Genomic DNA, 17,884 nt, shown 5'->3' with positions numbered 1-17,884 from the left:
TTAAAGACTTCCCAGTAGGCTTTTCCGCAGGTCGGGCGGCTCCCCCCAGGGGGTGAGGGGGCGGCTGCTGCCGACCTACAGTGGCCCGATGAGCTCCGCGCACGACGCCCTCCGGGCACTGGCTGCGCTGCCCGGCGTCGGGGAGGGCATGGACCGCGCCCGGGACGCCTGCACGACCCTGCGCTGGCACGGAGGACTACGCCGACGCACCCCCGAGGCGGCGGCGGAGTCGCGGGTCCGTGGCGCGACGGCCTCCGCCCTGCTCGAGGGGGCCGAGCCGGCCGGCTCCGACGGCAGCCTGGCCGCCGTCCGGGACCTCATGCGTGGGGCGGTCTCCGACGGCGACCACGACGACCCGGTATGGCGGACCGTCCGGGCCGCCGCTCGCGTCACCGCCCGCACCGAGCGGGTCACCCTGGCGGAGCTGGCGGCGCCCGCCCAGCTGCTGGCCGGTCTGCACACGGCCGCGGCCGCGGGTCTGGTCCCCCCGCAGGAGGTGGGGCGACCGCGGGGGACGGCCGAGGCTGCGGAGGGGGTGGCGGTGCTCGGTCCGGCGCCAGAAGCCGCTGAGGCGACCGCCCGGCTGCAGGCGGTGCACGGTCTCCTCCGGGAGGTCCCCGGGGGCCGCCTGCCCGCCCTGCTCGTGGTCGCCGTCGCGCACGCGGAGATCGTCGTGGCCCGTCCCTTCGTCGTCGGCAACGGTCTGGTCGCGCGGGCGCTGGAGCGCAGCGTGCTCCGGGTTTCGGGGGTGGACCCGACGGGGGTGGCGGTGCCCGAGCACGGTCACGCCGATCGTGTCGGCACGGACTACCGCGGTGCCCTGGCCGCGTACACCTCTGGTGACCCGGACGGTGTGAGGCTGTGGTTGGAGCACTGCACGGAGGCGGTCGTGCGCGGAGCTGCCGAGGGTGGCCGGGTCGCCGACGCCGTCCGCGCCGGGCGTCTGGGCTGAGCGTCCTCGGCAGGTCGTCCGGGCGGTGCCGGGGTGCCGTCGCGCCGGACGAGGGGCGGAGCGGCGCAGCGGTCGTAGGCCGGTGCGGACGCGGTCGTCCGGGCTGCTGTCCGGCGACGCTCCGACATGCCTCCAGCAGCTTGCATCGGGCCTCGTCGGTCGTGCATACTTGATGAACAGCGCTCCTCGAAAGAGTTGCAGCGCGGGTGTTCAGGATCATCCCCCCCTGATCCTGAACACCGACGGCCCCGGCTCCCCCCGCCGGGGCCGTCCCCTTTCCCGGGGGTTTCCTCCTCGCCCGGTCGCCCTCGTCCGGCGCCTGCGGGGTCGGCCCCGGGCCGCCTTCACGAGTGGTTCCACGACCCTGTCGCCCGCACGGTCGGCGTCGACCTCCTCGCGCCCTCCACATCCTCCGCGGCCGACGTGTCCCGTCCACAGATCGGCGGCCGCACCTGGCGGTGGCACGGCTGCCCGGGCCACGGTCGGGGCATGACCACGACGACGCGTCCGCCGGAACCGGACCTCATGGCCGCCCTGGGGCCGCTCGGGCCCCTCCTCCAGGACCCGCTGGTCACGGATGTGCTGGTCAACGGTGAGGCAGGCGTGTGGGTCGACCGGGGCCAGGGCCCCGAGCGCACCGCTGCCCGCCTCGCGGACGAGCGCAGCGTGCGGCGGCTCGCCGTCCGGTTGGCCGCCCTCGCCGGGCAACGGCTGGACGAGTCCAGCCCGTGGGTGGACGGGCTGCTCCCCGGTGGGCTGCGTCTGCACGCGCTGCTGCCGCCCCTGGTGGATGGTGGGGCGCACGTGAGCCTCCGGGTGCCGCGCACCGAGGTGCCGACCCTGGAGGACCTGGCCGCGTGGGGTGCCCTGGACGAGAAGGCGGCCCGGGTCCTGGACGCGGTGGTGGCCTCCCAGGTGTCGTTCCTGGTCAGCGGCGGCACCGGGACGGGCAAGACCACGCTGCTGGGCGCCCTGCTGTCCCGCTGCGCGCCGAGCCAGCGGATCGTCGTCGTCGAGGACGTCCGGGAGCTGCGGATCGCCCATCCCCACGTGGTCCACCTGCAGGGCCGGCCGGCCAACATCGAGGGGCGTGGCGAGGTGACGATGACGACCCTGGTCCGCCAGTCGCTGCGGATGCGGCCCGATCGGGTCGTGGTGGGCGAGGTCCGCGGAGCCGAGGTGCGGGAACTGCTGACCGCGCTCAACACCGGGCACGAGGGGGGTTGCGGCACCGTGCACGCCAACACGGCGCGCGACGTCGTGGCCCGCTTCACCGCCCTCGGTGCGCTCGCGGACATGTCGGGCGACGCGGTCCGGGCCCAGCTCCTCAGTGCCATCGAGGTCGTCCTGCACCTCGACAGGGACGCCGCGGGACACCGTCGGCTCCGCGAGGTGGCCGTCCTGGGGGCGAGGGGCGAGGGGGTGGAGTGTGTCACCGCGCTCGGCGGGGGACCCGGCGCGTGGCGTCCCGGGCCCGCGCGACCGCAACTGGCGCGCCGTCTCGGTCTGCCACCGCAGGTGCTCCCGTGACCCTCCCGCCGTGGCCGCCCGGGGTGCAGCTGGTGGTGCTCGCCGTGCTGGCGGCGACGGCCGTGCTGGTGGGCGGTGTCCCCGGGCACGCCGGGCGCCCCGGGCACGCCGGGCGCCCCGGGTCCGCCGAGCGCCCCGGGTCCGCCCAGCCCGCTCGCACGCACCGCACCCCGCTCATGCTCCGGCGGCTCCACGACCTGCTGCGCCGTCGGCGACTGCGCTCGCCGGGGCGCCGGCACACCGGTGTCGAGGCCGACGCCGCGGAGCTCGAGGTGGTGGACACCATTGCGGCCGCGCTCGAGGGTGGGCTCCCGGTGAACCGAGCCGTCGGTCTCGCCCTGGAGCGCGCCCGGCCTGCCGCGCGGTCGGGTGGGCCCGACTGGGCCGTCGTCGCCCGTGCCGCACGGGAGGGGGAGCCGCTGGCCCCTGCTTGGGACCGACTGGCCCGCCGGGCCGGGACCCCCACCCTCGGCGCGGTGGCACGGTCCTGGCAGGTCGCCTCCCGGGCGGGCGCACCGCTCGCCGAGGCCCTGCGGGTCAGCGCCCACACGGCACGGGAGCGGCGCCGGCTGGAGAACGCCGTGGACGCCGCCAGCGCCGGTGCCCGGGCCACCGCCACCGTGCTGACCTGCCTGCCGCTGGCCGGCGTCGCCCTGGCCGCGGTGCTCGGGGTGCCTCCCACCGTGCTGTACGCGACCCCCACGGCGTGGGCAAGCCTGGCTGCGGGGGCCACCCTGCTGCTGCTCGGCCAGGTGCTGGTGCGCCGCCTGGTCGCCGACGTGCTGCGGAGCGCACGGTGAGGGCGCCCGTCGCGGGGTCCCGGTGGTCCCGGTGGTCGGGGTGGTCCCCATGAGCGGGGTCCACGTGGTGCTGGCCGCGCTGACCGCGGCCGCCGGGGTGGTCCCGCTGCTGTGGTGGTCGGCCGCGACACCGGGGTGGACACCTCGTCCTCACCGACGGACCACCCGCCCCGGGGTGACGGTGGCCGGGGTTCCCGAGGCGCTGGACCTGCTGGCTCTCGCACTGCAGGGGGGCAGCTCCTTGGGGTCGGCGGCCCGTCACGTGGCCCTGGTCCTGCCGCCGCCCTTGCGGGAGGAGCTGGACGGCGTGGGCCGGGACCTCCTGCTGGGTCTGGACCCGGGCCCGAGCTGGGCGACCGCCGGGCCGCGGTGGCGGGCCGCCCGGCTGAGCATGGAGATCGCTGCGCTCGCGGGGGTGTCGCCGGGACCGGCGCTGCGCCAGGCCGCCACCGACCTGCGGCGGCACGCCGTCGCGGGGGTGGAGGTGGCGACCGCTCGGCTGGGGGTGCGGCTGGTCGTCCCCCTGGGGCTGGCCTTCCTGCCCGGCTTCGTGCTCAGCACCGTCGTCCCGCTCGTCCTCGCCCTCGTCCGGGACCTGTCCTGGTGAGGCCGCTGAACTGACGGCCAGACGGTCGTCCGACGTGCGTCTCGCCCTGAGGCGCACCCACCCACAAGGAGGGGAACCATGAAGAAGAAGAACACCATCACTCCCGCAGCAGCCATCCGGCAGCTGCGCGAGCGTCGGGACGCCGGCATGACGACGGCGGAGTATGCCGTGGGCACCATCGCCGCCTGCGCCTTCGCGGCCGTGCTCCTGGCGATCCTGCAGTCGGGGGCCGTTCAGGGGGTCGTCACCTCGGTGATCACGACCGCGCTCTCGGTGTCGTTGTGACCGGTCGCGGGCGCCACGTCGGTGACCGGGGGATGGTCAGCGCCGAGCTGGCGCTCACGATCCCCTCGATCCTCCTGGTGCTCGCGATCTGCCTGACCGCCCTGAGCCTCGGGGTGGATCAGGTCCGGTGCGAGGACGCGGCGCGCGTGGCAGCGCGCGCCGCGTCCCGCGGCGAGCAGCCCGGCACGGTCCAGCAGGCCGCGCTGCAGCGGGCCCCGGGGGGCTCCACCGTCGAGGTCGTGGAGGACGCGGTGGGGGTGCGCGTGATCGTCGAGGCCCGACCCCGCTCCCGGCTGCTCCCGGGGCTGCCGGGGGCGACGGCGAGCGCCCACGCGGTCTGGGAGCCCGGGGTGCTCCCGTGAGGCGGAAGGTCCGGCTGCCGGCAGAGGCAGCGCCAGAGCTGGAGCGCGGTTCCGCGGTGGTGCTGGCCATCGGCGTCGTCGGGGGCCTGGTCACCGTCCTGGTGCTGGCCCTGGGGCTGGTCGCCGTCCTCGTCGCCGGCCAGCAGGCGCGGACGGCCGCCGACCTGGCGTCGCTGGCGGCTGCTGGTCAGCTCGTGCAGGGGGTCGACGACAGTGCCGCCTGTGCACGGGCGGCGCGGGTGACCGATCAGCACGGCGTGGAGCTGCGGAGATGCACGGTCACCCGCCAGGGTCCCTCGCCCCTGCCGGAGGTCACCCTTGACGTGGAGCGGGCCGTCGGGGGGACCCGGTGGGCCGTCGCGGTGACGGCCCGTGCCGGTGCCTCGGTCGCTCCGTCCGGGTGACCACGCACCCGCCGAGCCCGGCCGCGGCCGCTCGGCCCGGGCCCTCCGTGTGCGGTGGTGGCCCTGTAGGGGCCGTGGGTGCGCACGGTGGTGGGACGGTCGTGGGTCGTGCTGGACCTGGGGGGCTGTGTGCGGTGGTGGCCCTGCAGGGGCCATGGGTGCGCACGGTGGTGGGGCGGTCGTGGGTCGTGCTGGACGTGGGGGGCTGTGTGCGGTGGTGGCCCTGCAGGGGCCATGGGTGCGCACGGTGGTGGGGCGGTCGTGGGTCGTGCTGGACCTGGGGGGTGGTTGTGTGCGGTGGTGGCCCTGTAGGGGCCGTGGGTGCGCACGGTGGTGGGGCGGTCGTGGGCCGTGCAGGCCGGGTGGTGCCCCGGCGCGGGTGGAGATGCGGGTCGGGCGCCTGGTCAGGCGCTGGGACCGGTGGTGGGACGCCCGGAAGTGCCCTGGCCGCTGCTGCTGCCCGGGGTCTGACGGGGGAGGATGGGGGTGGACCGGTCGTCCTTGGTCGCCGGGCCGTCGGTGCCCGTGGTCCGGCCCTCGGTGCTGCCGAGGCGGGCGGCGTCCCGCTCTCGCTCGGTGCGCCGGTCGGAGTCCTTGGCCTGGCGGCGCAGCTCGCGGACCTCGCGGGCCCGACGGGCCTTGGCGCGGGTGCCGACCGCCAGCAGCCAGAGGCCGCTCGTGGCGGCGGCCAGGGCGATGCCCCCGATGGCGAACAGCCAGATCGGGGTGAGGTCCACGTTGAGGACGCCGTAGGAGATCTGGACCGGGTCCATGCCCCGGGTGGCCAACCACATGTAGATGATGACGGCCAGGGCGAGGAGCAGCAGGACGACTCCGAAGACGACCATCGCGGATCCTTTCGAGGAGGGCTGGCCCCAGCAGGAGCCTGACGACGGGCCGACCCGTCGGGGCTGAGACTAGCGCAGCCGGTGGGGCGACCTGGGCAGATCAGCCAGGTGGCGCCGTGCACGCCGGGCCGCGGCTGGGGCCGGTCCGCGACCGGGGCCTCAGCCGGTGGGGAGGACGGCGTCCCGCTCGCTGAGCAGGTGGTCCAGCACGGCGACCGCGCCGGCCTTGTCCAACGGCTCGTTGCCGTTGCCGCACTTGGGCGACTGGACGCAGGCCGGGCAGCCCTCGGCGCACCGGCAGCTCTCGACGAGGTCGCGGGTCGCGGCCAGCCACTGGGCGGCCTCCCGGAAGGCCCGGTGGCTGAACCCGGCCCCTCCCGGGTAGCCGTCGTAGACCATGACGGTCGGCAGGCCGGTGTCCGGGTGCAGCGCCGTGGACACCCCACCGATGTCCCAGCGGTCGCAGGTGGCCAGCAGGGGCAGCATGCCGATCGAGGCGTGCTCCGCGGCGTGCAGCGCGCCGGGCACGTCCTGCTCGGACAGCCCGGCGAGGGCGAGCTCCTCCGCAGGCAGGGTCCACCACACGGCCTGGGTGACGAGGGTGCGGGCAGGCAGGTCGAGCGGGTGGGTGCCGATGACGCTGCCGTCGGGGAGCACCCGCTGGAAGGCGGTGACCTGCGTGGTCACCTCCACCCGTCCGGAGGCGAGCGTCGCCGCGCCCCACCGCGCCTCGGTGTGCCGGGCGCGGATGCGGAAGCTGCTCTCGCTGCGCGCCCGGGTCGTCCAGCCGGGGTCGCCGTGCACGACCAGCGCCACGGAGGCGTCGAGGTCGAGGGAGGTGACGACGTACGGCTCGCCCTGGTGGACGTAGACCGCGCCCTCGTGCACCGTCGTCAGGGCGCGGGCCTCGTCGACCGTGCCGAGGACGCGGCCGCTGCGGCTGTCGACGATCTGCACGGTCTGACCGGCACCGCGCAGGGCCACGTGGTCGCTGGCGCGGTCCGGGCGTGCCCAGTACCACCCCGTCGGCCGGGCCCGCAGCACGCCGCCCACGACGAGCTGCTCGGCCAGCGCCCGCAGCCCCGTCCCGAACCACCGCTCGTCCTGCTCGGTGAGCGGGAGCTCGGCGGCGGCCGCGGCGAGGTGCGGTCCGAGCACGTAGGGGTTCTCCGGGTCCAGGACGCAGGACTCGACCGGTGCCTCGAAGATCAGCTCGGGGTGGTCCAGGAGGTAGGCGTCGAGGGGGTCGTCAGCCGCCACCAGCAGGGCGAGGGAGGGGGCACCGCTGCGCCCGGCGCGCCCCACCTGCTGCCAGAAGGAGGCGCGGGTGCCCGGCCAGCCGGCCATGACCACGGCGTCCAGCCCGGCGATGTCGATGCCGAGCTCCAGGGCGCTGGTCGCGGCCAGGCCCATGAGCCGTCGCTCGCGCAGCGCCGACTCCAGGGCTCGCCGCTCCTCGGGCAGGTAGCCGCCCCGGTAGGCCGCGACGGCCCCCGCGGTCCCGGGGAGCCCGGCGGAGGCGTCCCGGGCGCGGCTGGCGACCTGCTCGACCCCCGGTCGCGAGCGGGCGAAGGCGACGGTCTGCACGCCGGCGCCCACGAGGTCGGTGAGCAGGTCGGCGGCCTCGCCGACGGTGCTGCGACGCCGCCCGTCCTCCCGCTCGTCCGGCTGCCACAGGGCCACGACGGTCTCCCGCCGGGGCGACGCGTCGGCGGTCACCGCCACGACGTCCTGGCCGAGCAGGGCCCGGCCCAGCGGCTCCGGCTCCGCCACGGTCGCCGAGGCCAGGACCACGGTCGGGGTCGCGCCATACCTCGCCGCGACGCGCAGGAGGCGCCGCAGCACGGCCGAGACGTGGGCCCCGAACACCCCGCGGTAGATGTGGCACTCGTCGACGACGACGTAGCGCAGCGAGCGGAGGAAGGGGGCCCACCGCTCGTGGCCGGGCAGCAGGGTGTGGTGCAGCAGGTCGGGGTTGGTGAGGACGTAGTGCGCGTGCTCGCGGACCCACCGGCGCTCCTCGGTCGGCGTGTCCCCGTCGAGGCGGGCCACCCGGACCCCCGGCACGGCCAGGCCCTGCACCCTCGTCTCCTGGTCGGCGCCGAGGGCCTTGGTGGGGGCGAGGTAGAGCGCGGTGGCCCCGCGACCGGTCACGGCGCCGGTACCCTCGCTCAGCGCGGTGAGCACCGGGACGAGGTAGCCCAGCGACTTGCCCGAGGCCGTCCCGGTCGACACGATGACGTGCTGCCCCGAGCGGGCCAGCTCGGCCACCTGCGCCTGGTGCTCCCACGGCGCCTGGATCCCCTGGCCCAGGAGCGCCGCCTTGACCGGCGCTGCGCACCACGTCGGCCAGGGCGCGCTCCGGCCCTGGCGCGCGGGCACCGTCCGCACGTGCCGCAGCCGCCCGGAGCGCGCGCCGGAGGCGAGGCGGTCGAGGGCGGTCTGCGGGTCGAAGGTCGGCGAGGTCGGGTCGTCCATCTCGCCACCACGCTACGCCCGTGCACCGACACCGTGTGCGCACCGCACGGCACGAGGTGTTAGGCACGCGCACCCGGGATCACTACAGTGGCCACGTCCGATGGATGTCCTGCGGTCTCACCGCGTCGTCGCCCGCAACGGTGCGGGCCCTCTGAGGAGGCACACATGTCCCCAGTCGCTGCCGCGAGCGAGGTCTCGCTCTCGGGTGCCGACACCTCGATCGTCATCGTGGTGCTGTGCATCGCCCTCGTCGCCCTCGTCATGGGCTTCATGTTCCGCCGGGAGGTCCTGGCCGCCTCACCCGGGACGGAGTCGATGCAGGAGATCGGCGGAGCGGTCCAGGAGGGTGCCTCGGCCTACCTCGGTCGGCAGTTCCGGACGCTCGCGGTCTTCGCGGCGGTCGCCTTCGTGCTGCTCCTGGCGCTCCCCGCGGACGACATGATGGTCCGGGTCGGGCGCTCGGTGGCCTTCCTCTTCGGTGCCGGCTTCTCGGCCGCCATCGGCTGGCTGGGGATGAACCTCGCCACCGCCGCCAACATGCGGGTCGCGGAGGCCGCGCGCACCACCGGACGGGACGACGGCATGCGCATCGCCTTCCGCACCGGCGGCACCGTCGGCATGGCCACGGTCGGGCTGGGGCTGCTCGGCGCGGCGGTCGTCGTGCTCGTCTACCAGGGGGATGCCGCCAAGGTGCTCGAGGGCTTCGGCTTCGGGGCCGCGCTGCTCGCGATGTTCATGCGCGTGGGCGGCGGCATCTTCACCAAGGCCGCCGACGTCGGGGCCGACCTCGTCGGCAAGGTCGAGGCCGGCATCCCCGAGGACGACCCCCGCAACGCCGCGACGATCGCGGACAACGTCGGCGACAACGTGGGTGACTGCGCCGGCATGGCGGCCGACCTCTTCGAGTCGTATGCCGTGACCCTCGTCGCGGCGCTCATCCTCGGCACCGCGGCGCTCGGCTCGGACGGCGGCCTGGTCTTCCCGCTCGTCATCCCGGCCATCGGCGTGCTCACCGCGATCGTGGGGGTCTTCATCACCAAGGCCCGCGCGGGGGAGAGCGGACTGGCGGCGATCAACCGCAGCTTCTACATCTCCGCGGGCATCGCCGCGGTCGCCTCGGTCGTCGCGGCCTTCGTCTTCCTGCCCACCGAGCTCTCGGTCACCGGGGGCTTCGACCTGGGGGCCGGCGACGGCGGCGGCGAGCAGGTCAACGCCGCCATGGGTGCCGCCGCCTCGGTGGTCATCGGCATCGTGCTCGCCGCCTTCATCCTCTGGCTCACCGGCTACTTCACCGGCACCGAGACCAAGCCCACCAACGACGTGGCGCGCACCTCGCTGACCGGGCCGGCCACGGTCATCCTCTCCGGGATCGGCGTCGGCCTGGAGTCCGCGGTCTACACCGCGGTGACCATCGCCGCGGCGATCTTCGCCATCTTCACCCTCGGCGGCGGGTCGCTCATCCTGTCGCTGTTCTACGTCGCCCTCGCGGGCTGCGGGCTGCTCACCACGGTCGGCGTCATCGTCGCGATGGACACCTTCGGCCCGGTGAGCGACAACGCCCAGGGCATCGCCGAGATGTCCGGGGACGTGGACGGCGAGGCCGCCCAGATCCTCACCGAGCTGGACGCCGTGGGCAACACCACCAAGGCCATCACCAAGGGCATCGCCATTGCGACGGCCGTCCTCGCCGCCACCGCGCTCTTCGGGTCCTACCTCGACGCGATCCTGCAGGCGCTGGAGACGGCCGGGGACGCCAGCGGCGACGTGCTGCAGTCCTTCCTCGTCTTCGACCCGCGGGCCCTGGTCGGCGTGCTCATCGGCGGCGCCGTCGTCTTCCTCTTCTCCGGTCTGGCGATCAACGCGGTGACCCGCGCGGCGGGCGCGATCGTCTTCGAGGTGCGCCGGCAGTTCCGCGAGAAGCCCGGGATCATGGACTACTCGGAGAAGCCGGAGTACGCCCGGGTCGTCGACATCTGCACCCGCGACTCGCTGCGCGAGCTGGCCACCCCCGGCCTGCTCGCGATCTTCGCCCCGATCGCCGTCGGCTTCGGTCTCGGCGTCGGCGCGCTCGCGGGCTACCTCGCCGGAGCCATCGGCACCGGCGTGCTCATGGCGGTCTTCCTCGCCAACGCCGGCGGCGCGTGGGACAACGCCAAGAAGATCGTCGAGGACGGCAACTTCGGCGGCAAGGGCACCCCGGCCCACGAGGCGACGGTCATCGGCGACACCGTCGGCGACCCGTTCAAGGACACCGCCGGCCCGGCGATCAACCCGCTGCTCAAGGTCATGAACCTGGTGGCGCTGCTCATCGCCCCGGCCATCATCGGCCTCACCTACGGCGACGGCGCCAACGACGTCGTCCGGTGGGGGATCGCCGCGGCGGCCTTCGCCGTCATCGTCACCGCCGTCGTCGTGTCCAAGCGGCGCGACATCGCCATCGGCGAGAGCGACGACGTGCCGGCCACGGCGGTCGAGCGCTGAGCCTGCCCCCGCCCTCCGTCGAGGACCCGAGCCTCCTGGCCGACCTGCGGGCCGACCTGGGGGAGGTGGGCTACACCGTCGACGCCCTGGCGCAGGTGCTCGGGCCGGTCGCGGTGGCGGCGCTGCACCGCGAGCAGCCGCTCCCGGCGCTCCGCGCCACGCAGGGGTCCTCCGACCCCGTCGCCGTGCTGTGCCGGCTCTTCGCGCTGGGCAGCGCGGTCCGACGTGAGCTCCTCGACGCGGCCCTGCCCCGGCTCGGCGCCACCGGTCTGCTGCGGCTCGGCCTGGTCGTCGACGACGCCGAGGGGAGGCTCGTGGCGGCCTGCGACCTGCGGCCCTACGCCACCGAGCAGGAGTCGTGGTGGGTCGTCTCCGACCGCTCGGAGATGGCGACCGGTGGTCCGTTGCCGACCGACCACGTCCTCGGGATCGGTGGGGCCTCCACGACGCTCGCCAGCTGGGCACCCCGGCCCCGGGTGGAGCGCGCCCTGGACATCGGCACGGGCAGCGGGGTCCAGGTCCTGCACCTGGCCGGGCACGCGGCATACCTCGCCGCGACCGATGTCTCGCAGCGCGCCCTGGCCTTCGCCCGGTTCACGCTGGCGCTCAACGGGGTGGACGCGCAGCTGCGGGCGGGCAGCCTGCTGGAGCCGGTGGCCGGGGAGCAGTTCGACCTCGTCGTCAGCAACCCGCCCTTCGTCATCACCCCGCGCCGTACCGGCGTGCCGCTCTACGAGTACCGCGACGGGGGTCGGGCCGGCGACACCCTCGTCGCCGGCCTCGTGCGGGGGCTGCGCGAGCACCTGAGGCCGGGCGGGACCGCCCAGCTGCTCGCCAACTGGGAGCTGCGCGCGGGGGAGGACTGGACCGAGCACGTGGGGGCCTGGTTCGCGGGCTCCGGCCTGGACGCCTGGGTCGTGCAGCGGGAGGAGCAGGACGTCGCGGACTACGCCGAGACGTGGACGCGCGACGGCGGGCACCAGCCGGGCAGTGCCGGCTTCGAGGAGCTGTATGCCGCGTGGCTGGACGACTTCGCCGAGCGCGGGGTCGAGCGGCTCGGCTTCGGCGTCGTGACCCTCCGTCGACCGCGCACCGGGCGCGAGCCGTGGCTGGACCTCATGGACGTCCGGGGACCGGTGGCCTCCCCCATGGGACCGACGGTCCTCGCCGGGCTGGAGGCCCGCACCTGGCTGGCCGAGCACGGCGAGGCCGAGCTGCTGGACACGCCGTGGCAGGTCGCCGACGACGTCACGGAGGACCGCATCGGCCGGCCCGGCGACCCCGACCCGCAGGTGATCCAGGTCCGGCAGGGTGGCGGGCTGCGCCGCACCGTACGACTCGACACGCTCGCCGCCGGGCTCGTCGGTGCCTGCGACGGCGAGCTCACCGCCCGCCAGCTGTGCGCCGGCCTGGCCGTCCTCACCGAGCAGCCCGCGGACCAGGTCGAGCAGGCGGTTCTGCCGACCCTGCGCGAGCTGGTCAAGGACGGGCTGCTGCGCTGAGCCGAGGCCCCGCGCCCGGCCCCGCGGCCTCGGTCAGCTGGCGCCGAAGCGGTAGGCGTTGCGGGAGATGAAGAACTGCCGGCCCAGGTCGCCGCTGCGGCAGGTGACGCCGTCCTCGCTGGACAGGCAGGTCGTGTCCCCGACGCGCAGGGTGAGGCCGTACTCCAGGACGGCCGCGTCGGTGTCCTCGACGCCGGTCGTCGGGGCGCCCGCCGCCTCGGCCCACCAGCCGCCCTCGGTGGCGGCGGCGGTCCTCGTGAGCGTCTCCGGGGGGCACGTCCACACGCCCCCGGCATCGGTGAGGACCATGGTGTCGGCCGCGTCCGCGGCGCACTCGCCGACCGCGTCCTCGACGAGGTGGTCGGGGTTCGGCGAGTAGGCCATGTCGAGCAGCTGGCAGGACGCGCTCGGGCCGTTGAGCACGCACGCGAGGTTGCCGGTCGGCGTCACGAAGGCGGCCCGGTCCCCCTGGACGGTGATGGTCGAGCCGTCCTCGGACACGCTGCGCTCGCCCCGCTCGGGCTCGATGTCGGCCGGTGCGGTGGGCGGGGGAGCCGGCTCCGCCGCGGGTGCGTCCGCGGTGCCGTCGGCACCGTCCCCGCCCGCGTCACCACCCCCGGTGTCCCCGCCGCCCCCGGTGGGGGTGGACGTCTGACCGTCGCCGGAGGCCGGGTCGTCCCCGCCCCCGCCGGCGTCGTCGTCGCAGCCCGCGACCAGCACCGCCCCCAGGGCCAGGAGGAGGACCGTCGGCCTCGCGCCCCGGGCGCAACCACGGCCCGGCCGCCGCTGCCTGCCGCTCGTCGAGGTCGCACGCTTCGCCGCCATAGGGAGCCAGCGTAGCCCGCCCCTGGCGATGGGCTACGGTGACGCCCGAGGTCCCGTGTCGGAGGTCGCGACGAATCCGCGGCACACGGGGCGAAGGAGATCCTGTGGCACCTGGCACCAAGCTGGTCATCGTCGAGTCCCCGGCGAAGGCGCAGAAGATCGGCGAGTACCTCGGCAAGGACTTCCGGGTCGACGCGAGCGTCGGGCACATCCGGGACCTGCCGAACCCCTCCGAGCTCCCTGCCGACATGAAGAAGGGGCCCTACGGCAAGTTCGCGATCGCCGTCGACGACGGCTTCGAGCCCTACTACGTGGTCGACGCGGACAAGAAGAAGAAGGTCACCGAGCTCAAGCGGGCGCTCAAGGACGCCGACGAGCTCTTCCTGGCGACCGACGAGGACCGTGAGGGGGAGGCGATCGCCTGGCACCTGCTCGAGGTCCTCAAGCCCAAGGTGCCGGTGCGCCGCATGGTCTTCCACGAGATCACCAAGGAGGCCATCCAGCGCGCCGTCAACGACACCCGCGAGCTGGACACCCACCTCGTCGACGCGCAGGAGAGCCGCCGCATCCTCGACCGGCTCTACGGCTACGAGGTGTCCCCCGTGCTGTGGCGCAAGGTCAAGCAGGGGCTGTCGGCCGGCCGCGTCCAGTCGGTCGCGACCCGGCTGGTGGTGGAGCGCGAGCGCGAGCGGATGGCCTTCAAGGTCGCCTCCTACTGGGACGTCGAGGGGGAGTTCGCCCCCGGCGGCAACAGCGGCCAGGGCTTCGAGGCCAAGCTCACCGGGATCGACGGGTCCAAGGTCGCCAGCGGCCGCGACTTCGCCGACGACGGCACGCTGAGGACCGCGAACGCCGTCCAGCTGGACGCCGCCGCGGCGGAGGCCATCGCCGCCGGCACCCGCGAGGCCGACGTCGTCGTGCGGGAGGTCTCGGAGAAGCCCTACACCCGCCGCCCCTCGGCCCCCTTCACGACCTCCACCCTGCAGCAGGAGGCGTCCCGCAAGCTGCGGATGAACAGCCAGAGCACCATGCGCACCGCGCAGCGGCTCTACGAGAACGGCTACATCACCTACATGCGCACCGACTCGACCAACCTGTCGAGCGGGGCCGTGAGCGCCGCCCGCAGCCAGGCGCGCGACATGTACGGCGCCGACTTCGTGCCCGAGAGCCCTCGCGTCTACGGCAAGAAGAGCAAGAACGCCCAGGAGGCGCACGAGGCGATCCGACCCGCGGGCGACACCTTCCGCACCCCGGCGCAGGTGGCCGGTGAGATCCGCGGCGGGGAGTACGCGCTCTACGAGCTCATCTGGAAGCGGACCGTCGCCTCCCAGATGGCCGACGCCAAGGGGTCGACCGCCAGCGTCCGGCTCACCGCGACCCTGCCGGAGGGCACGAGCGCGGGGGGGACGACATACTCCAGCGCGCAGTTCTCCGCCTCCGGCACCGTCATCACCTTCCGCGGTTTCCTCGCCGCCTACGAGGAGGGTCGCGACGAGAGCCGCTACGGCGACGACAGCGCCATGGGTATGCGGTTGCCCAAGCTGAGCGAGGGTGTCGCGCTGGAGACGCTGCGGGCCGACGCGCAGGGCCACCAGACCAGCCCGCCCGCCCGCTACACCGAGGCGACGCTGGTCAAGGCGCTGGAGGAGCGCGGCATCGGCCGGCCCTCGACCTACGCCGCGACCGTCGGCACCATCCAGGACCGCGGCTACGTGCACAGCCGCGGCTCGGCGCTGGTGCCGACCTGGCTGGCCTTCGCGGTGACCCAGCTGCTCGAGCAGCACTTCCCGCGGCTGGTCGACTACGACTTCACGGCGTCGATGGAGAGCGACCTCGACAAGATCGCCCACGGCGAGGAGCAGCGGGTCGCCTGGCTGCAGCGCTTCTACTTCGGCGACCAGGCGACCTCCACCCAGGGGCTGCGCGACCTCGTCGCCGACCTCGGCGACATCGACGCCCGCGCCGTGTCCGCGGTGACGACCGGGGACGGGACGGTCGTGCGGGTCGGTCGTTACGGCCCCTACGTCGAGCTGCCCGGCGAGGAGGGGGAGACCCCGCGCCGGGCGACCGTGCCCGACGAGATCGCCCCGGACGAGATGACCGCGGCCAAGGCCGAGGAGCTGCTCGCGGCCGCCGCCGACGACGGGAGGGTGCTCGGCACCGACCCCGAGACCGGCCGGGAGATCATCGCCAAGAACGGCCGCTACGGGCCCTACGTCACCGAGGTGGTCGAGGACGAGGACGGCGAGGCCAAGGGCGCGAAGAAGAAGGCCAAGGTCAAGCCGCGCACCGGGTCGCTCTTCGCCGACATGGACCTGGCCACCATCGAGCTGGACACGGCCCTGCGGCTGCTCTCGCTGCCCCGGGTCGTCGGCCAGGACGCCGAGGGCGTGGACATCACCGCGCAGAACGGCCGCTACGGGCCCTACCTCAAGAAGGGCACCGACAGCCGCTCGCTGGAGACCGAGGCGCAGATCTTCGACATCACCCTCGAGGAGGCCCTGGCGATCTACGCCCAGCCCAAGCAGCGCGGGCGCGGGGCCGCCAAGCCGCCGCTGGCCGAGTTCGGCGAGGACCCGGTGTCGGGCCGCAAGGTCGTCGCCAAGGATGGCCGGTTCGGGCCCTACGTCACCGACGGGGAGACCAACGCCACCCTGCGCCGTGGGGACGACCCCGAGACGCTGACCGAGGAGCGGGCCTTCGAGCTCATCGCGGAGAAGCGCTCGAAGGGACCGACCACCCGCAAGAAGCCGGCGACGAGGGCGAAGACCACGCGCAAGGCCCCGGCGAAGAAGGGCTCCACCGGCCGGGCGTCGACGAAGAAGTCCTGAGCCGCCCCGCGCCTCAGACCGACGTGGTGGCGGGGTGCTCCTCGCGCACGGGGGCGGCGGCGAGCGCCTGCTCGAGGTCGTCGATGAGGTCCTCGGGGGCCTCCAGGCCCACGGACAGCCGGAGTATGCCCGCGCCCGGCCGGGCCTCGGCGGCGACCGGGCGGTGGGTGAGGGCGGCCGGGTGCTGGACGAGGGAGTCCACCCCGCCGAGGGAGACGGCGTGGGTGATGAGCCGGCAGCCCTGCGCCACGGCCGCGGCGGCCTCGTAGCTGCCGAGGTCGAGGGCGAGCACGGCACCGGGGCCGGCCATCTGACGGCCGATGAGCCGGCGCGGGTCGCCGTCCGCGCCGGGGTAGAAGACCTCCCGCACCGCGGGATGGCCGCGCAGCCACCGGGCCACCACCTGGGCGCCCTCCTGCTGGGCGCGCACCCGCAGCGGCAGCGTCTGCAGGCCGCGGTGCGCGAGGTAGGCCGACAGCGGGTGCAGGACGGCACCGGTGACGGCGCGCACCGGCCGGATCCGCCGGGCCCAGGTCTCTGAGGTCACCACGGCACCGGCGAGGACGTCGCCGTGCCCGGCGAGGAACTTGGTGACCGAGTGCAGGACGATGCTCGCACCCAGCTCCAGCGGCCGCTGCAGGACCGGGGTGGCGAAGGTGTTGTCCACGAGCACGGGCACGTCGCCGGCGGCGGCGACCACCTCGCGCAGGTCGACCAGGTCGAGGGTGGGGTTGGCCGGGGTCTCGACGACGACGAGCCCGGTGTCCGCCTCGACCGCTGCGGCGACACCCTCGGGGTCGGTCCAGGTCACCCGCGTGCCGAGGATCCCGGTGGCCAGGAGGTGGTCGGAGCCGCCGTAGAGCGGACGCACCGCGACGACGTGGGGGGTGCCGGCGCCCGTGCACGCCAGGAGCACGGCGCTCAGCGCCGCCATGCCGGAGGCGAAGGCCACGCCGGCCTCGCCTCCCTCGAGCTCGGCCAGGGCCTCCTCGAAGCGCGCGACGCCCGGGCTCCACAACCGCTGGTAGACCGCCGACTGGCCCTCCAGCCGGGCTCCGCCTCCGGCCATCTGGTCGTAGGCCTGCCCACCGGTCTCGACGTCCGGCAGGGGGTAGGTGCTGGACAGGTCGATCGGGGGCACGTGCACCCCGAGCGCGGTGAGGTCGGCGCGCCCGGCGTGGACGGCGCGGGTGTCGAGGTCGGGGCGAGGCAGCGGCATACCCTCATGATGCGGATACTGCGGTCCGCAGTCAAGAATCCGGCAGGATCCGCGGAATTATCTGCCACAACGTCCCTGATGTGCGTCGAGAAGCCCGTGTGGCCGCAGGTCGTGACACCGGACCCGACCGCCACTAGGGTTCGGCCATGGGGGTCACTCACCTCGGGGACGTGCGCCCCGTCCCGGTCCAGGACGCCGGTCGGTCCATGGTGCTCGTCATCGCGGCCACGCGGGCCGAGCGCGAGCGGCTCCTCGCCCGACTCCCCGACGGGGTCTGCGTCCTCCTCGCGACGAGCCGGCAGCACGCCGCCACCCTGCTGGGCTCGGGCGCCGCGGAGCTGGGCTGCCGGGAGGCGGAGGGCGCGCCCCGGCCGGACGTCGTCCTCGACCCCGAGGCGCGGACGGTGGTGGCCGGGGGCCGTGCGGTGCGCCTGACCCCCCTGGAGTACGACGTCCTCGCTCTCCTGGTCTCCGACCAGGGGCACGCGTGGTCCATCCAGGAGCTCTCCCGCGACGTGTGGGGGACGTCCTTCGTGGGGGACGGCGCGCAGGTCCGCTCGGTGATCAAGCGCCTGCGGCGCAAGCTGGGCGGGGCCCGCCTGCCGCTGACGGTGGAGACCGTCCGGGGCTGCGGCTTCCAGGCCCGCACCCTGACCGTCGCCGCGCCCACGGGAGCCTCCGCCGGCGGGTGACACTGCCCGACGATTGCCCCACGCCGGTCGTTGTGGGACGCCCCGGCGCTGCCTACGGTCAGGTCATC

Annotated in this window: 14 protein-coding genes and 1 pseudogene; 11 read left to right on the top strand and 4 right to left on the bottom strand. The window is 74.9% G+C overall.

Annotation, left to right across the window (positions count from 1 at the left end):
- The first annotated feature begins 88 nt into the window (after nt 1-88).
- The 7 genes from AVL62_RS13265 (at nt 89) to AVL62_RS16700 (ending at nt 4,940) form a co-directional block, all read left to right on the top strand.
- Nucleotides 89-952: a hypothetical protein gene (locus AVL62_RS13265; RefSeq protein ID WP_058892131.1), complete on the top strand. Its 864-nt coding sequence runs from the start codon at nt 89-91 to the stop codon at nt 950-952.
- A gap of 489 nt (nt 953-1,441) precedes the next feature.
- A complete protein-coding gene (locus AVL62_RS13260) occupies nt 1,442-2,482 on the top strand; it encodes a TadA family conjugal transfer-associated ATPase (RefSeq protein WP_058892130.1) in 1,041 nt (346 codons plus the stop codon).
- On the top strand, nt 2,479-3,282 hold the full coding sequence (locus AVL62_RS13255) for a type II secretion system F family protein (RefSeq protein WP_058892129.1): 804 nt from the start codon (nt 2,479-2,481) through the stop codon (nt 3,280-3,282). The genes AVL62_RS13260 and AVL62_RS13255 overlap by 4 nt, the downstream gene beginning before the upstream one ends.
- 49 nt (nt 3,283-3,331) lie before the next feature.
- Complete coding sequence (locus AVL62_RS13250; RefSeq protein ID WP_153011797.1) at nt 3,332-3,889, top strand: type II secretion system F family protein; 558 nt, start codon at nt 3,332-3,334, stop codon at nt 3,887-3,889.
- Nucleotides 3,890-3,967: 78 nt separating this feature from the next.
- Nucleotides 3,968-4,174 carry a DUF4244 domain-containing protein gene (locus AVL62_RS13245; protein ID WP_058892127.1) on the top strand — a complete coding sequence of 69 codons (207 nt, stop codon included), beginning with the start codon at nt 3,968-3,970 and terminating at the stop codon, nt 4,172-4,174.
- Nucleotides 4,171-4,536 carry a TadE family type IV pilus minor pilin gene (locus AVL62_RS13240; protein WP_235585705.1) on the top strand — a complete coding sequence of 122 codons (366 nt, stop codon included), beginning with the start codon at nt 4,171-4,173 and terminating at the stop codon, nt 4,534-4,536. Before AVL62_RS13245 ends, AVL62_RS13240 begins: the two co-directional genes overlap by 4 nt.
- The gene (locus AVL62_RS16700) at nt 4,533-4,940 is read left to right on the top strand and encodes an Rv3654c family TadE-like protein (RefSeq protein ID WP_161937889.1); all 408 of its coding nucleotides are present in this window, start codon (nt 4,533-4,535) and stop codon (nt 4,938-4,940) included. The genes AVL62_RS13240 and AVL62_RS16700 overlap by 4 nt, the downstream gene beginning before the upstream one ends.
- A 404-nt stretch (nt 4,941-5,344) precedes the next feature.
- Here the strand turns inward: AVL62_RS16700 and AVL62_RS13230 are convergent, their stop codons facing one another.
- Both AVL62_RS13230 and AVL62_RS13225 read right to left on the bottom strand, forming a co-directional pair.
- Complete coding sequence (locus tag AVL62_RS13230; RefSeq protein ID WP_058892125.1) at nt 5,345-5,788, bottom strand: hypothetical protein; 444 nt, start codon at nt 5,786-5,788, stop codon at nt 5,345-5,347.
- Nucleotides 5,789-5,947: 159 nt separating this feature from the next.
- Nucleotides 5,948-8,266 (bottom strand): DEAD/DEAH box helicase, encoded by a 2,319-nt coding sequence (locus AVL62_RS13225; RefSeq protein ID WP_058892124.1) that lies wholly within the window; start codon nt 8,264-8,266, stop codon nt 5,948-5,950.
- A 165-nt stretch (nt 8,267-8,431) separates the two neighbouring features.
- Between AVL62_RS13225 and AVL62_RS13220 the strand changes: the two genes are divergently transcribed.
- Both AVL62_RS13220 and AVL62_RS18250 read left to right on the top strand, forming a co-directional pair.
- Nucleotides 8,432-10,747 carry a sodium-translocating pyrophosphatase gene (locus AVL62_RS13220; protein ID WP_058892123.1) on the top strand — a complete coding sequence of 772 codons (2,316 nt, stop codon included), beginning with the start codon at nt 8,432-8,434 and terminating at the stop codon, nt 10,745-10,747.
- Nucleotides 10,630-11,538, top strand: a pseudogene (locus AVL62_RS18250) (DUF7059 domain-containing protein); the annotation flags it as partial. The gene AVL62_RS13220 and the pseudogene AVL62_RS18250, both read left to right, overlap by 118 nt.
- A 744-nt stretch (nt 11,539-12,282) precedes the next feature.
- Here the strand turns inward: AVL62_RS18250 and AVL62_RS17345 are convergent.
- Nucleotides 12,283-13,074 (bottom strand): hypothetical protein, encoded by a 792-nt coding sequence (locus AVL62_RS17345; protein WP_161937888.1) that lies wholly within the window; start codon nt 13,072-13,074, stop codon nt 12,283-12,285.
- A 104-nt stretch (nt 13,075-13,178) separates the two neighbouring features.
- Between AVL62_RS17345 and topA the strand changes: the two genes are divergently transcribed.
- Complete coding sequence (topA, locus tag AVL62_RS13205) at nt 13,179-15,905, top strand: type I DNA topoisomerase (protein ID WP_058892121.1); 2,727 nt, start codon at nt 13,179-13,181, stop codon at nt 15,903-15,905.
- 13 nt (nt 15,906-15,918) lie between these two features.
- On the opposite strand, the gene AVL62_RS13200 is transcribed toward topA, so the two are convergent.
- Nucleotides 15,919-17,124: a trans-sulfuration enzyme family protein gene (locus AVL62_RS13200; protein WP_058892120.1), complete on the bottom strand. Its 1,206-nt coding sequence runs from the start codon at nt 17,122-17,124 to the stop codon at nt 15,919-15,921.
- 146 nt (nt 17,125-17,270) lie between these two features.
- Here AVL62_RS13200 and AVL62_RS13195 point away from each other — a divergent pair, with 146 nt between their 5' ends.
- Nucleotides 17,271-17,816 carry a winged helix family transcriptional regulator gene (locus AVL62_RS13195; protein WP_058892119.1) on the top strand — a complete coding sequence of 182 codons (546 nt, stop codon included), beginning with the start codon at nt 17,271-17,273 and terminating at the stop codon, nt 17,814-17,816.
- The last annotated feature ends 68 nt before the right edge of the window (nt 17,817-17,884 follow it).

This window comes from Serinicoccus chungangensis (genome assembly GCF_001483745.1).
In the GTDB taxonomy this organism is placed as follows: domain Bacteria; phylum Actinomycetota; class Actinomycetes; order Actinomycetales; family Dermatophilaceae; genus Ornithinicoccus; species Ornithinicoccus chungangensis_A.
Note: the sequence above shows the minus strand (reverse complement) of the source record. Positions and strands in the feature narration are given on the sequence as shown.

Bases quoted from the DNA above. Each gene is read 5' to 3' on its own strand.
- AVL62_RS13265 (WP_058892131.1), top strand. From the start codon at position 89: ATGAGCTCCGCGCACGACGCCCTCCGGGCACTGGCTGCGCTGCCCGGC.
- AVL62_RS13260 (WP_058892130.1), top strand. From the start codon at position 1,442: ATGACCACGACGACGCGTCCGCCGGAACCGGACCTCATGGCCGCCCTG.
- AVL62_RS13250 (WP_153011797.1), top strand. From the start codon at position 3,332: ATGAGCGGGGTCCACGTGGTGCTGGCCGCGCTGACCGCGGCCGCCGGG.
- AVL62_RS13245 (WP_058892127.1), top strand. From the start codon at position 3,968: ATGAAGAAGAAGAACACCATCACTCCCGCAGCAGCCATCCGGCAGCTG.
- AVL62_RS13230 (WP_058892125.1), bottom strand. From the start codon at position 5,788: ATGGTCGTCTTCGGAGTCGTCCTGCTGCTCCTCGCCCTGGCCGTCATC.
- AVL62_RS13225 (WP_058892124.1), bottom strand. From the start codon at position 8,266: ATGGACGACCCGACCTCGCCGACCTTCGACCCGCAGACCGCCCTCGAC.
- AVL62_RS13220 (WP_058892123.1), top strand. From the start codon at position 8,432: ATGTCCCCAGTCGCTGCCGCGAGCGAGGTCTCGCTCTCGGGTGCCGAC.
- AVL62_RS17345 (WP_161937888.1), bottom strand. From the start codon at position 13,074: ATGGCGGCGAAGCGTGCGACCTCGACGAGCGGCAGGCAGCGGCGGCCG.
- AVL62_RS13200 (WP_058892120.1), bottom strand. From the start codon at position 17,124: ATGCCGCTGCCTCGCCCCGACCTCGACACCCGCGCCGTCCACGCCGGG.
- AVL62_RS13195 (WP_058892119.1), top strand. From the start codon at position 17,271: ATGGGGGTCACTCACCTCGGGGACGTGCGCCCCGTCCCGGTCCAGGAC.